The organism is Flavobacterium sp. Root901 (assembly GCF_001429765.1).
GTDB lineage: Bacteria > Bacteroidota > Bacteroidia > Flavobacteriales > Flavobacteriaceae > Flavobacterium.
The window spans coordinates 38,434-51,447 of record NZ_LMJB01000008.1; the positions used below are offsets into that span (position 1 = coordinate 38,434).

Below are 13,014 nucleotides of genomic sequence, written 5' to 3' on the forward strand. Positions count from 1 at the left end.
AATTTTAAAATTACATACATTGTCTTTCATTCTCAATATCGAAACCGCAACTAAAAATTGTTCTGTCTCAATTGCAAAAAATGGAGAAACGATTCTCTGTAAAGAAATCGCCGAAGAAGGATATTCGCATGCTGAAAAACTTCATGTTTTTATTGAAGAAGTTATTGCAGAATCCGGCATTTCTGTTCAGGATTTAAAAGCGATTGCGGTAAGTCAGGGACCAGGTTCGTATACAGGTTTACGAATTGGGGTTTCGGCAGCAAAAGGATTGTGTTTTGCTTTAAACATTCCCTTAATCGCGGTTGATACGTTACAAACTTTGGCTTCAAAAGCCAATGTTACAGACGGAAAAATTATTCCGATGCTCGATGCCAGAAGAATGGAAGTATACAGCGAAGTTTTTAATGCTGATTTAGAAGTAGAAAGAGCAATTAAAGCAGAGGTTATTACAGAAGATTCATTTTCAGAATATACTGAAAAACTTTATTTCGTTGGTGATTGTGCCGAAAAATGCAAACCGGTTTTAGCAAAAGAAAACTTTATCTTTTTAGAAGAAATTAAATACCCGTCGGCACGGGAAATGAGTAAAATCAGTTTCGATAAATATCAAAAAAGCGACACTGTAGATGTCGCTTATTTTGAACCTTATTATTTGAAAGATTTTATGATGACACTGCCTAAAAAGCAGTAAATACCTTTTATTTTTGAAGTGTAAACGGCTGAACAGAAATTCCTGCTTCATCTAAGGCTGTTTTACAATTTTCTAAAGTTTCAGAAAAAACAGCCCCGTAATTTGCATTTTTTGCCCATGGACGAACTGCAAAATCTACAGAACTAGCAGATAAATTCTTTACAAAAACTTCTGGTGCCGGGGTTTTAAGCACTTTTGGATTTTTGTTTAAGACATCAAGAAGAATGTCTTTTGCCTTTTTGATATCAGAATCATAAGAAACAGAAAAGGTCAAATCAGCTCTTCTTTCTCCCTGCATTGAGTAATTAATAATTGTTCCGTTTGATAAAGCACCATTTGGAACAAAAACAGTCTGATTATTTCCGGTAAGCATTTTGGTTACAAAAATCTGAATCTCTAAAACTGTTGCAATTACACCTTGAGCCTCAATTGTATCGCCAACTTTAAAAGGTTTAAAAACGATAATCAGCATTCCGCCGGCAAAATTAGAAAGTGAACCCTGCAGCGATAAACCAACCGCTAGTCCCATCGCACCTAAAATCGCAACAAACGAAGAAGTCTCAATTCCGAGTTTTGAAATAAAAGTTACAAACAGCAAAATTCGAAGTGCCCATAACAAAATATCGGCAAGGAATTTTGTTAAAGTCGGGTCAAGATTTCTCTTAACCATGATTTTTCTAATGATTCTGTTTATTAATCTGATGGCATATAAGCCGACAAATAAAATTAAAAAAGCTGAAATTAATTTAGGCGAATAATCAAGCAGTACTTCTATATACCTGCTGGCATAACTGCTAAATTGATCTGAATTGATTTTGTCCATTATATTGTAAGAATAAAAAAACCTTCTCAAAGAGAAGGTATATTAGTGCTGCAAATATAAATATATTTTATTTTTTGAAAAGGATTTCAATTACTTATCTTCTTCTGAATCTCCATCAGTTACTGCGTCTTCGCTGACATCGACTACAGTTTCAGAAACAAGTGCATAATCAGGATTTGTATTTTCTGAAATCACTTCTTTTATCGAATCAAATACATCATGTATTAAATCGGCTGCATTTTCGAGAATAGGTTCTGCAGCTTCTTTGACGTCTTCAAAAGTATTTTCGGCTTCATCGGCTAAAACAGCAGTTGTTGCTTTTGCCGAGCCAAATAAATTGCTAAAAAATGATGATAATCCCATGGTTTTAAATTGATTAGTTTAGGTTACAATATTAATTATTTTTAAAGAAAAACAATTTAAATTCCGATTAATTAATTGGTATAAAAAAAGCGCCTCGTTTGAGACACTTCAATCTTTTATTTAATTACAATTTATGCATTTAAAGCTTCAACTTTAATAGCTTCATCATTTAACATGCTTTTCAGCATATTTTCGATACCGCTTTTTAAAGTAAATGTTGATGAAGGGCATCCGCTGCACGCACCTTGCAATATTACTTTTACAGTTTTGTCGTCTTCGTTGTAAGAGTCAAAAGCAATATTTCCGCCATCAGCAGCAACCGCCGGTTTTACATATTCTTCTAAAATATTAATAATCTGCTGAGACGTAACATCTAATTTGTCAAAAGCTTCATCTTTTGTAACATCATTTTTAACAGTTGTCTGAATTAAACTTTCGTCAAGAACTGTTCCTCCGTTTTCGATAAACTGTTTAATGAACGTTCTTAATTCTAAAGTGATTTCTGACCAGTCATTAATATCATATTTAGTAACAGAAATATAATTTTCATCAATAAATACTTCTTTTACGTAAGGAAACTTGAATAATTCCTGTGCCAGTGGAGAAGAAGCTGTCTGATCGATGTTTTTGTATTCAACGGCATTTCTCGTCAGCATTCTGCTTACAACAAATTTTAATGCTGCAGGGTTTGGAGTTGTTTCTCCATAAACTGTAATTGGTTGTTTTTTTGCTTTGTTTTCGTCGACTTTTATGATAACGCCGCCTTTGTCCACAAACGCTGCAATTTGCTCTGCAACATCCTCTTTAACATCATTCCATTCTACAATACTGTATCTTTCGATTGCAATGAAATTTCCTGAAATGTAAACTGTTTTTACAAAAGGAAGATAGAATAATTGCTGTGCTAATGGCGAAGCTTGTGCTTCATCAATATTTTTAAATTCAAAGCTTTGATTTTGAGTAATAAAATCTTCAAATTCGAACTTTAAAATAGTCGGATTTTGAGTCTCTTTTATAGTGATTTTTGTCATGGTAGTAATTTTTTGCAAATTTACTAAAGTTATTTTCTACTATTACCTATATTTGATTTTTTAATAAAATAATTAAGACTCTATTCAAATAATTCGTACTAAATTATTGAGAGTGTAAAAATTAGACTAACTAGCCACCCATTATGAAATTAAAAATCAAGTTATTAATTGTTTTTTTAATAACGACTTTTTATACTTACTCTCAAGAAGGAATTCCGGTTTATTCAGATTATTTATCAGATAATTATTACTTAATCCACCCTTCAATGGCAGGTGCGGCTAATTGTGCAAAAATCAGACTGACAGCCAGAAAACAATGGTTTGGTCAGGAAGACGCGCCTTCTTTGCAAACATTGAGTTTTAATGGAAGAATAGGAGAACGTTCAGGAGCAGGTATTATTGTTTTTAATGATAAAAACGGGTATCATTCAGAAAAAGGAGTAAAGCTTACTTACGCGCATCATATTATGTTTTCAAGAGACGAAGTTGATTTGAATCAGCTTTCTTTTGGTATCAGCGGCGGATTGATTCAAAGTCAGTTAGATGAAACAAAATTTGGAGGAACTTTCGATCCAATTGTTTTTGGTTCTATTCAAAAAGATTCTTATTTCAATTTAGATATTGGTGCATCTTATAATTATTTGGATTTTTATGTTCATGCAACAGTTCAGGGTGTGCTTGAAACCCGAAGGAAATTGTATACGGATTACGAAAATGATAACTTAAGAAAATATCTTTTAAGCGCTGGTTATGTTTTTGGTAAAAGCGATAAAATTACATGGGAGCCTTCTGTTTTATTTCAAATGTTTGATCAGACAAAAGAAAAAACAATTGATGTAAACATGAAAGTTTATAAAAATTTGGATTTTGGAAGTTTATGGGCTGCGCTGTCTTATAGAAGAAGTTTCGACGGAACACAATTGAACGCAGGAAATGGAGTTTCTTCTCAAAAATTGCAATATTTCACTCCAATTGTAGGCGTGAATTTTAAGAATTTTATGTTTGCATACACTTATTCTCAGGTTATGGGAGATGTAAAATTTGATACAGGGGGTTATCATCAGATAACTTTGGGAGTAAATTTATTTTGCAAAAAAGAACGTTACGATTGTAATTGTCCGGCAATTAATTAAAATTTGGTTATGCTTATTAAATCTGTAAACGGAAAATCGCCTTCTATTCCAGAAGATTGTTATGTTGCTGAAAACGCAACAATTGTTGGAGATGTTTCTTTTGGAGACTCTTGCAGCGTTTGGTTTAATGCTGTTGTTCGCGGAGATGTTCATTTTATTAAAATAGGAAATAAAGTAAACATTCAGGATGGTGCAATAATTCATTGTACGTATCAAAAGCATCCGACAATTATAGGAAATAATGTTTCGATTGGCCATAATGCAATTGTGCACGGATGTACCATTCATGACAATGTTTTAATTGGAATGGGCGCTATCGTTATGGATAATTGTGTAGTAGAAAGTAATTCTATTATTGCGGCCGGAGCGGTTTTAACTCAAAATACAGTCGTTCCTGCGGGAACAATTTTTGCGGGAGTTCCTGCCAGAAAAGTGAAAGATATTGATCAATCTGATTTTGCGGGCGAGATCGAGCGTATTTCAAATAATTACGTAATGTACTCAGGCTGGTTTAAAAACGAAGAACAATAATAAAAAATTCCTATATAAAAATTCCAGATTCCAATTGTTTGACAACGCATTACAACTTGGAATTTGGAATTTTTATATTGGAATTTAAGCTTTATAAATTGATCTTTTCGAAGAAAGCACTTTTATAGCTTTCACTAATAGGGATTCGTTTGTCGCTGATTAAAACCTTATTTTTTTGAATTGATTTTACGTGCTTTATATTTATAATATACGATCTGTGAATTCTCGAAAATCCTTTATTCGAAAGCAGATTTTCAAGCTTTATTAAACTAATCAGAGTCAGTGTAAACTTATTATCTGTGGTGTAAATTTTAACGTAATCCTTCAATCCTTCAATAAACAAAATATCCGAAAAATTCATTTTTACGTTTTCATATTCAGCTCTTACAAACATAAAATCCTGTTCTGCTTCCGGAGTTGGATTTGTTTCGGCAATTGCCTGAACAGGAACTGATGGATTATTAATTTGCTGTGCCCTTACAACTGATTTTAAAAAGCGATGGAAAGGAATCGGCTTAACCAAATAATCGACTGCACCAAGATTAAAGCCTTCTACAGCATAATCAGAATAAGCAGTTGTAAAAATGACCAGAGGTTTTTTTTCTATTGTATTTAAAAAATCTATTCCGGAGAAATGCGGCATTTGAATGTCCAGAAAAATCAAATCAACATTATTTTGATTGATAAACGAAACGGCATCAATAGCATTATTAAAAGTACTAACCAATTCAAGCGTATCTACTTTACGGACAAAATCTTCTAACAATTCAACTGCTAAAGGTTCATCATCTATAATTACACATTTCATCTGTTATAAATTAAGTTTTTAAATTTGTTTTGGCAGTCAAAAGTAGTTTTAAACCAATGAATTAAGTTCTAAAATTATCATAAAAAGCTTAATTAAGTTTTAAATTTCAGATGATAATTTAAGTAGTTTTAATCTCATCCAGTTTTAGGTTTAAATGAACACGATAAAATTGATTGTCCTGATTAATAGTTAGTTCGTGTGCGTTTGGATAAAGTAAATCCAGTCGGCTTTGAATATTTACAAGTCCAATTCCAGAATTGTCAGGATCTTTTTCATAATTTTCAATAGTATTCTCAATCCAGAAATCAAGATTATTTTCAGAAATAAATATCTTAATTTTTACATGTGTGGCCCCTTTATAATCTGTTCCGTATTTAAAGGCATTTTCTACAAACGAAATTAAGAGCAAAGGCTCTATAAACTTATTTTTTGTGTTTCCATGAACATTTATTACAATGTCTTCAATATTGTTAAGCCTGAGTTTTTGCAGTTCAATATAATTTTGAATATAATTAATTTCTTTCTCCAAAGCCACCGTTTTATTGTCTGTTTCGTAGAGCATATAGCGCATTAATTCAGATAAGGTTACGATGGCATCAGGCACCAAATCAGATTTTTTATGAGCGAGCGAATAAATACTATTTAATGAATTGAATAAAAAATGAGGATTAGTCTGCTTGCGCAGATATATCAATTCTGTATTTGTCCGGTGTGTTTCGGCAATTAATTTATTTTGCTGGTTATTGTAGAACTCTGTTAAAGTCCTGATTACGGCACTTATGGTAATAATTAAAATATAGAAAAATGATGGCCCAATTTTGAAAAATAAAGGCTGTTTTGCTGGTGTAAAGAAGACTCTTCCTTTGTGTCCTTTATAAAGGTTAATCGCTTCGGGCGGAAACATTCTTGGTCTTGCGAGTCTAAATTCAGGAATAAAATAATTAATCCTGATAATCATGAAAACGGCTATAATCATGAAAATGAAAAGAAAATACTTCCAATATTTTTTTTGCAAAAGAAGAGCCGGCACCAGATAAAAATAATTCAGATAAAACAGCAAAATTCCTGTTGTCCATTGTACATAGAAATCATTATTGATTCTAAACGGACTTTCATAAAACTGAATTAAGGAAGTCAGAATAAAGAAAATCCAAAGTATACCATGAAATAGTATTTTATTTGAATTTGTATTTTTAATGGCATCGATTTTCATTTATAATTTTATTTTTAATAAAATTAATTCATTTTTGGTTACCGTTGGCGATAAGTTATGTTTGAGTTTATCTATCACTAAATGAGCTGTTTTTAGCGCATCTTCTTCTGTCGAAAAACTCTTATTGTCATTTATAACAGGAATAATCGATTGCTTAATGAGGATTTTATTTTTATAAGAAATCGAATATCCCCAGCCTGAATTTGTTTTAAAAGATTCTGCTTTTAATGTTTCTTTTTTAGTACACGAAACAATGAGTAAGGCAAAAATCAAAAACAAGACATTCTTCTGGATTTTATTCCAGAAGAATTGTGCCGTATTAATTGTCATCGTCGCTTTGTTCATCTTGCGGTCTAAATTCCCATGCATCATCAAAGTAAGTTGAGCCTACTCTTCCTAACATATAAAACCCGCGATTGTTAATAGAAAAACCAACAGCATCTGTTCTCGTTGCGCCTTCCATTGGTGTTCTTTCTTCCCAAAGGTCTGTAGAAGGATTATATTCCCAAACTGTTTTAATGTTTTCCCCGCCTACAACATATCCTAATCCATTCATTGAGAAACTGGAAGCATTAGATCTTGTAATAGCATATTCATCATTCCATGAGTTATCATCATCTGTGTCTTTGTCAATATCTCTTTTTCTTGTCCAAAGATCAGTTGCAGGATCAAATTCCCAGAAATCTTCCTGATAAACACCATTGTTAACCCCGGTTACTAAATATGCTTTATCTGAAATTATAAATACAGTTGCGTTACGTCTTTTGTTTCCGCTAAATCCGTTTACAAGAGTCCAGGTATTTGCCTGATTGTCGTACTGATAAAAATCCTTTAAATAATTTCCGTCATAACCGGTTCCGAAAAAAGCTTTTCCGCCAGCCTGAAAACCAACAGCACCGTAACGGCCTGTTCCGCCAAAATCAGCTTTTTGAGTCCAGCTGTTGCTTGTTGGATCATATTGATAGAAATCTTTCAATTTATTAGTTCCATCATAGCCAAGGCCAACGTAACCTTTATCATTTAATGTAAAAGCAGATGCGGAACTTCTTCCAACTCCTGCAAAATTTGCTTTTTGTTCCCAATAATCCCCAGTCGAATTGTAAGCCCATAAATCTTTTAAATATTCGTCTCCGGTATAACCGGTTGCCACATAAGCAAAATCTCCAATAACAAAACTTGTTGCACTAGATCTTGCAGGACCGTCAAACGCAGACTTTTTAATCCAGTTTCCTATTAAATCTTCATCATCGTCGTTGCTGCAGCTTACAAAAAACAGGCTCGAAAGCAGGGTAGCGAATAATATTCCTTTTTTTAGATTATTCATAGTGTATTAATTTATTTATTGTTTGTATTTGATGCCTATTCCTAAAATATATCCGCTGCTTATATTAAAATCATGCACGGTATTATTCTTATCGTCTGTCAGTTTATATTTTTTGTCAAAATCATAACCGGCTTTAAAATTTAGAAACCAGTTTTTATCAACATTTCTTTCATATTCAAATGATGTTGTCATTTGTGATAAAACCGCTTTAGAAGCATTTTTATCTTCATAATTTTGAATATTTAAATTGTAAAAGCTTCCGTTGAAACTATTGTTTATGATGAATTTATTTCTGATGTTGTTCGAATAAGAAAACCTGGAATCCGGAAAACCAATCTTTAAATCAGTTTTGTCGTTTAGTTTATAATTTATTGATGCAGTCGGCAAAAATTTAGCATTACCAAAAATGGTCGTTCTGGCAGCACCAACGCTTAAACTTGTTTTAGAATTCAATCTCTGAAAGATTTCAAAACTTCCTAAAAGTGTAAAATCTGAAAAACTTACATTTTGTTGAAAATTAAATGTTGGAATAACCTCAAAATTTAATCTTGTTGAATTTGTTATTTCCTGTGAAAATTCAAGTTTGTCCTGAATCTTCTGCAATCGCTCTATGTTTTGAAATGATACATATTTGTCTAAATCATAATTTAAATTCAAATTCGAATATTCTAACGTATTTGTGATCTGACTCTTTGAATTAATCTTTTTATTAAACAACATTCCGATATTTGTTTCGGTAAAATTTATATTGTCAGTAGGTTCTGTTTTTAAATTTACATTTACCGAAAAATTTTCCTGGGCCTTCACATTCAAAAATGACACTAAAAAAACCAAACAAATTATAAACCTTATTTTCATTATTTTTTTATTGGTTCAAAAGTAGGTTGGAGAAGGTTTTAAAAAAAAGAAGATATATGTATGGCTCTTTTTGATAGACAAAACGGGGCTTTTTACAGTCGAATGAAATATTTGTTTCCGTTAATCTGTTGTAGAGGTTTTTGAGCCGTTTATAGTCAAAAAAACCGAGACTGTATATGTTATAGTGTTGTGCAGAACAGCGCCTTTTATATTTGTGCAAAAAATGGATTTATGCGCAAGTTTTTATTAATGCTGGTTTTTGCTTTTACTCTATTTTCATGTGGTACAGATACGGATGCCGGTGAATTTGTAGTTGGTTCAGATTATTTAGCTCTGAATAATAAAGTTGTTATGATCGACACTGTTACGGTAGAAATGTCGACAATAAATTTCGATTCACTTGTAACGTCTGCACAAAGTCGAATCTTAATAGGAAACTATGATGATCCTGTTTTTGGGAAAGTAAAATCAAACGGTTATTTTCAGCTTTCCGCAAGTTCATATGCATTAAACAATTCGGGATCAGATACTGAGGCAGTCAACTTTGTTTTCGATTCTATTTCGATGATTTTAAAGTATGATAATTATTATTACGGAGATACAACACAGGTCCAAAAATTTGACATTCACAGATTAACTCAGAAAGTGAAACCCAATACTGATGATGACAGCTTTTATAATAACTCCACGTTGAGTTACAGTGACGAAAGCCTGGGAACGATTTCTTATAAACCACGCCCAACAGAAAAAGATTCTATCAACATTAAAATGAATAATGATTTTGGGGAAGCTCTTTTTCAAAAAATAAAGAAAAGAGAAATTACCGGATTAGATAATTTAATTGAATATTTGAAGGGATTGGTTCTGGTACCTTCAACTTCTAATTCTTCGAGTGTAATAGGATTTAGTTCTTCTACAAGCAAAGTCAGGCTTTATTATTCAAAATACCAAAATGATTCTGATGCCGATTCTTTTTTTATTGATTTTTTGATGTCAAATACATCAACACAGTTTAATTCCATTTCTCTGGATAAAACCGGAACTATAATTCAGAACCTGCCAATTTCGAGTCAAAAACTGTCGAGTTCTTTAACCAATAAGCAGGGATTTATTCAGTCTGGAACAGGAGTAGCCTGCCGAATTGATTTTCCGAATATAAAACAACTCAAAAACATTTCCAGTAACGGAGCAATTGTAGATGCGCAATTGTTATTGAAACCCATTAATAATTCTTATTCGGATAAATATCCTTTGGCAGATTCCTTAAAGGTTTATGTAGGCGATAATTTAAACCGAATTAGCGGTTCTTTGACCAATGCCGCCGGAACTGCTGTCTATGGAATTTTAAATAAAAAAAGCGATGAGTTTAATGAAAATATCGGATACACGATTCCGCTCGGAACTTTTCTGCAAAAAGAAATGCTGAAAGCATCTGATTCAAGATCTGCATTAATCCTGACCTTGCCCGGAATTTCCAAATCGGTTAACAGGCTTGTTTTAGGAGATCAAAAACATGCAGATAACAAAATTCAAATTAAGGTTTATTATATCTCCTATTAAATGAAAAATAAATTATTTTTTTTAGTCTGCTTCTTAATGTCGCTGACTTCATTTTGTCAAAGTATATCCAGTTCTCCTTATTCATTATATGGTGTAGGGAGTTTATATGATTCTGATTTTGGTTCGATTCCTTCAATTGGAACATCTGGAATTGCTTTACCTTCAGCTAATTTTATTAATAATTTGAACCCTGCTTCATTAGGTTTTATGCCTCTTAATCATTTTATGCTCGATGTAGGAGGAAAAGCAATAGCAACAACATACGAAAGCGGTTCTAAAAGTGAAAAACGTAATAACTTTCAATTTTCTCATTTTGCTTTTGCATTTCCGGTTACCAAAAAATCAGGTTTTAGTATTGCTTTGCGTCCTTACTCAAGCGCATCTTATAAAATTTCGAATCTGCAGCTTCCTATTGCAGATAGTAACGAATCCTATTACCTGACAGCGGGAGGAAGCGGAGGATTAAATAATTTTGATTTTTCGTATGGGTATCGCTTTAGCGAAAAATTAAGTGTAGGGGCTTCTGCAGCTTTGTTGTTTGGAAATGTTGTAGACGACCGAACTTTTACAATTTTAAATTCAATTACAAACATCCATAAGAAAACTGATTATAATGGTTTTCGTGCAACGGTAGGAGGTCAGTATAAAATCGATTCTACTTTTACTATTGGAACAACATTTAAGTTACCTGCACAAATTAAAAGTTCAAAAGTGCAGTCTGTAGAAACAGTTACTGACAATGTCTATGGCGCTATTGAGTCCAATATTCCTTCTGATGTTGATGATTATTATATGCCTTTGGAAGTTGGCATTGGAATAAGCAAAAAGTTTAAAAAAGCTTTGAATATAACGTTTGACTATCAAAAAAGTTTGTGGAAAGATTCCAGACAATCTGATTTATATGGTGAATTTGTAAATCAGGATCGATTTGCCTTGGGATTTTCTTATTTGGATGAAAAAAAGAATTTTAGAAAATACCGTGACAGAATTCAATATTTTGCCGGTGCCAATTTTGATACAGGCTATCTTGAGGTTGATGGAAAAAGAGTCAATAATGCATCTGTTTCTATTGGAATAAATCTGCCTATTGAAAGCACACTTTCGTCGCTGAATATTTCCTATTCATACGGGCAAAAGGGCAGAGTGGCAAATGATCTGATCAAAGAAAACTACCATAAGTTATCGCTTAATTTATCGTTGGACGGGATTTGGTTTGTCAAACGAAAATTTGATTAAACGTTAAAAATCTTTTTCTATTACCGGATATTTATCCTCTAAAATAGATCGAAGCACTGCAGGATTTGAATTTACATAAAATTCAGGCTTGTTTTCTGTGGCAGTAGTAAAACCAACTTTTTCACGCAGAATATTTTGTGTCTGCCTTGCCACGGCTTCTCCTGAGTCGATAATTTTAATGTGTTCCGGAAGTATTTTTTTGATCTGCGGAATTAAATAAGGATAATGACTGCAGCCTAAAACCAGATAATCGATATTAGCGTCGATCATTGGCTGTAGATATGACTCTAATAACTGAGTCATTTCCGGCGAATATAAATTCCCATCTTCAATTAATTGTACCAAGCCATAACCCACCTGTTCAATAATTGTAGTATGCTGAAACATCTCTGCTGTTTTATTAAATAATTCACTGTTTAAAGTGCCTTTTGTGGCCAGGATTCCAATAACCTGTGTTTTAGAATTATTGGCAGCAGGTTTAATCGCAGGTTCAATTCCTATAAACGGAATATCGTAATCATTGCGGAGTTCCCATATAGCATTTGTTGTAGCGGTATTGCATGCTACTACAATTAATTTGCAATTATTATCAAGTAAAAATTCGACATTTTTTTTGCTTAATGCAACAATCTCTTCTTTTGATTTTTGACCATAAGGAGCATTTTTACTATCGGCTAAGTAAATTGTTTTTTCGTTTGGAAGTAAATCGTGAATTTCTTTCCAGATTGAAGTTCCTCCAATACCAGAGTCGAAAACACCTATAGGATTATTATTTGTCATGATACAAATTTAAATATTTTTGAAATTAAAATATATTCCAATTTACCTGAAACTGTAAAATAATGATGAATTTTAATTTTAAATAAATGTAAAAAAAAACTGCTTAAATTTTAAAATTTAAGCAGTTTTAATTAATTGAATTCGATTATTAGAATCCTAAATCTTTTTTAACATCAGCAGTAATGTTTGGACCATCAGCTAATAAAAGAGTAGAACCATCTAAAACATATTGGAAACCTTTAGCTTTTCCAACTTTTTGGATAGAAGCTCTTACTTTTTCCATTAATGGTTTTACGATGTCAGTTTCTTTTTGTTGAAGTTCTTTTTGAGCATTGTCTCTGTAATCAACAATTCTTTTCTGCATATCCTGCACTTCTTTAGAACGGTCTCCGTTTACAGCTTCAGTTACAGTTGCTGCTTCAGCTTCATACTTTTTGATTTTAGTTTGATATTCATCAACCATTTTTTTGTATTCAGCATCGTATGTACCACTTAATTTTTGCAGTTGATTTTGAGCATCTAGCATAGCAGGCATTTTCGACATAATCTCGCTAACATCAACATGGGCCACCTTCGCCTGTGCGTTCATTGTGTTACTTGCTCCTAAAATAAGTATTGCAGCAATTAGTAAAGTTTTGATTTGTTTCATCATTTTTTAAAATA

15 protein-coding genes are annotated in these 13,014 nt (G+C 32.5%); 5 read left to right on the forward strand and 10 right to left on the reverse strand.

Going from position 1 to position 13,014, the window contains the following annotated elements; all coding sequences use genetic code 11:
* Positions 1-19 precede the first annotated feature (19 nt).
* Positions 20-691 (forward strand): tRNA (adenosine(37)-N6)-threonylcarbamoyltransferase complex dimerization subunit type 1 TsaB, encoded by a 672-nt coding sequence (tsaB, locus tag ASE21_RS15650; protein WP_057123632.1) that lies wholly within the window; start codon positions 20-22, stop codon positions 689-691.
* A 7-nt stretch (positions 692-698) separates the two neighbouring features.
* On the opposite strand, the gene ASE21_RS15655 is transcribed toward tsaB, so the two are convergent.
* The 3 genes from ASE21_RS15655 to ASE21_RS15665 all read right to left on the reverse strand — a co-directional run bounded on the left by ASE21_RS15655 (position 699) and on the right by ASE21_RS15665 (position 2,908).
* The gene (locus ASE21_RS15655; protein WP_057123633.1) at positions 699-1,514 is read right to left on the reverse strand and encodes a mechanosensitive ion channel family protein; all 816 of its coding nucleotides are present in this window, start codon (positions 1,512-1,514) and stop codon (positions 699-701) included.
* Positions 1,515-1,604: 90 nt separating this feature from the next.
* Positions 1,605-1,877, reverse strand: a complete 273-nt coding sequence (locus ASE21_RS15660; protein WP_057123634.1) for a hypothetical protein — start codon at positions 1,875-1,877, stop codon at positions 1,605-1,607.
* A 131-nt stretch (positions 1,878-2,008) separates the two neighbouring features.
* Positions 2,009-2,908, reverse strand: a complete 900-nt coding sequence (locus ASE21_RS15665; protein ID WP_057123635.1) for a NifU family protein — start codon at positions 2,906-2,908, stop codon at positions 2,009-2,011.
* Between the two features lie 143 nt (positions 2,909-3,051).
* Here ASE21_RS15665 and ASE21_RS15670 point away from each other — a divergent pair, with 143 nt between their 5' ends.
* Together ASE21_RS15670 and ASE21_RS15675 are read left to right on the forward strand one after the other, a co-directional pair.
* A complete protein-coding gene (locus tag ASE21_RS15670) occupies positions 3,052-4,041 on the forward strand; it encodes a type IX secretion system membrane protein PorP/SprF (protein WP_057123636.1) in 990 nt (329 codons plus the stop codon).
* Between the two features lie 9 nt (positions 4,042-4,050).
* Positions 4,051-4,572 carry a gamma carbonic anhydrase family protein gene (locus ASE21_RS15675; protein WP_057123637.1) on the forward strand — a complete coding sequence of 174 codons (522 nt, stop codon included), beginning with the start codon at positions 4,051-4,053 and terminating at the stop codon, positions 4,570-4,572.
* Positions 4,573-4,663: 91 nt separating this feature from the next.
* On the opposite strand, the gene ASE21_RS15680 is transcribed toward ASE21_RS15675, so the two are convergent.
* From ASE21_RS15680 to ASE21_RS15700, 5 genes are all read right to left on the reverse strand, one after another.
* Positions 4,664-5,380 carry a LytR/AlgR family response regulator transcription factor gene (locus ASE21_RS15680; protein ID WP_057123638.1) on the reverse strand — a complete coding sequence of 239 codons (717 nt, stop codon included), beginning with the start codon at positions 5,378-5,380 and terminating at the stop codon, positions 4,664-4,666.
* A 118-nt stretch (positions 5,381-5,498) separates the two neighbouring features.
* Complete coding sequence (locus ASE21_RS15685; protein WP_057123639.1) at positions 5,499-6,593, reverse strand: sensor histidine kinase; 1,095 nt, start codon at positions 6,591-6,593, stop codon at positions 5,499-5,501.
* Positions 6,594-6,923: a DUF4907 domain-containing protein gene (locus ASE21_RS15690; protein WP_057123640.1), complete on the reverse strand. Its 330-nt coding sequence runs from the start codon at positions 6,921-6,923 to the stop codon at positions 6,594-6,596. It lies immediately after the preceding gene.
* The gene (locus ASE21_RS15695; protein ID WP_057123641.1) at positions 6,913-7,917 is read right to left on the reverse strand and encodes a Kelch repeat-containing protein; all 1,005 of its coding nucleotides are present in this window, start codon (positions 7,915-7,917) and stop codon (positions 6,913-6,915) included. The genes ASE21_RS15690 and ASE21_RS15695 overlap by 11 nt, the downstream gene beginning before the upstream one ends.
* A 15-nt stretch (positions 7,918-7,932) precedes the next feature.
* Entirely contained in the window at positions 7,933-8,775 is an 843-nt protein-coding gene (locus ASE21_RS15700; protein ID WP_057123642.1) for a DUF6268 family outer membrane beta-barrel protein, read from the reverse strand.
* 231 nt (positions 8,776-9,006) lie between these two features.
* Between ASE21_RS15700 and ASE21_RS15705 the strand changes: the two genes are divergently transcribed.
* Together ASE21_RS15705 and ASE21_RS15710 are read left to right on the forward strand one after the other, a co-directional pair.
* On the forward strand, positions 9,007-10,335 hold the full coding sequence (locus tag ASE21_RS15705; protein WP_057123643.1) for a DUF4270 family protein: 1,329 nt from the start codon (positions 9,007-9,009) through the stop codon (positions 10,333-10,335).
* Positions 10,336-11,571, forward strand: coding sequence for an aromatic hydrocarbon degradation protein (locus ASE21_RS15710; protein WP_057123644.1), 1,236 nt, complete (start codon positions 10,336-10,338; stop codon positions 11,569-11,571).
* 3 nt (positions 11,572-11,574) lie between these two features.
* Here ASE21_RS15710 and murI read toward each other — a convergent pair whose 3' ends face one another.
* Both murI and ASE21_RS15720 read right to left on the reverse strand, forming a co-directional pair.
* Complete coding sequence (murI, locus tag ASE21_RS15715) at positions 11,575-12,351, reverse strand: glutamate racemase (RefSeq protein WP_057123646.1); 777 nt, start codon at positions 12,349-12,351, stop codon at positions 11,575-11,577.
* Positions 12,352-12,499: 148 nt separating this feature from the next.
* The gene (locus tag ASE21_RS15720) at positions 12,500-13,003 is read right to left on the reverse strand and encodes an OmpH family outer membrane protein (RefSeq protein ID WP_177178064.1); all 504 of its coding nucleotides are present in this window, start codon (positions 13,001-13,003) and stop codon (positions 12,500-12,502) included.
* Positions 13,004-13,014 lie beyond the last annotated feature (11 nt).

Bases quoted from the DNA above. Each gene is read 5' to 3' on its own strand.
- ASE21_RS15685 (WP_057123639.1), bottom strand. From the start codon at position 6,593: ATGAAAATCGATGCCATTAAAAATACAAATTCAAATAAAATACTATTT.
- ASE21_RS15680 (WP_057123638.1), bottom strand. From the start codon at position 5,380: ATGAAATGTGTAATTATAGATGATGAACCTTTAGCAGTTGAATTGTTA.
- ASE21_RS15690 (WP_057123640.1), bottom strand. From the start codon at position 6,923: ATGACAATTAATACGGCACAATTCTTCTGGAATAAAATCCAGAAGAAT.
- ASE21_RS15695 (WP_057123641.1), bottom strand. From the start codon at position 7,917: ATGAATAATCTAAAAAAAGGAATATTATTCGCTACCCTGCTTTCGAGC.
- ASE21_RS15660 (WP_057123634.1), bottom strand. From the start codon at position 1,877: ATGGGATTATCATCATTTTTTAGCAATTTATTTGGCTCGGCAAAAGCA.
- ASE21_RS15665 (WP_057123635.1), bottom strand. From the start codon at position 2,908: ATGACAAAAATCACTATAAAAGAGACTCAAAATCCGACTATTTTAAAG.
- ASE21_RS15655 (WP_057123633.1), bottom strand. From the start codon at position 1,514: ATGGACAAAATCAATTCAGATCAATTTAGCAGTTATGCCAGCAGGTAT.
- ASE21_RS15720 (WP_177178064.1), bottom strand. From the start codon at position 13,003: ATGATGAAACAAATCAAAACTTTACTAATTGCTGCAATACTTATTTTA.
- ASE21_RS15675 (WP_057123637.1), top strand. From the start codon at position 4,051: ATGCTTATTAAATCTGTAAACGGAAAATCGCCTTCTATTCCAGAAGAT.
- murI (WP_057123646.1), bottom strand. From the start codon at position 12,351: ATGACAAATAATAATCCTATAGGTGTTTTCGACTCTGGTATTGGAGGA.
- ASE21_RS15705 (WP_057123643.1), top strand. From the start codon at position 9,007: ATGCGCAAGTTTTTATTAATGCTGGTTTTTGCTTTTACTCTATTTTCA.
- ASE21_RS15710 (WP_057123644.1), top strand. From the start codon at position 10,336: ATGAAAAATAAATTATTTTTTTTAGTCTGCTTCTTAATGTCGCTGACT.
- ASE21_RS15670 (WP_057123636.1), top strand. From the start codon at position 3,052: ATGAAATTAAAAATCAAGTTATTAATTGTTTTTTTAATAACGACTTTT.
- ASE21_RS15700 (WP_057123642.1), bottom strand. From the start codon at position 8,775: ATGAAAATAAGGTTTATAATTTGTTTGGTTTTTTTAGTGTCATTTTTG.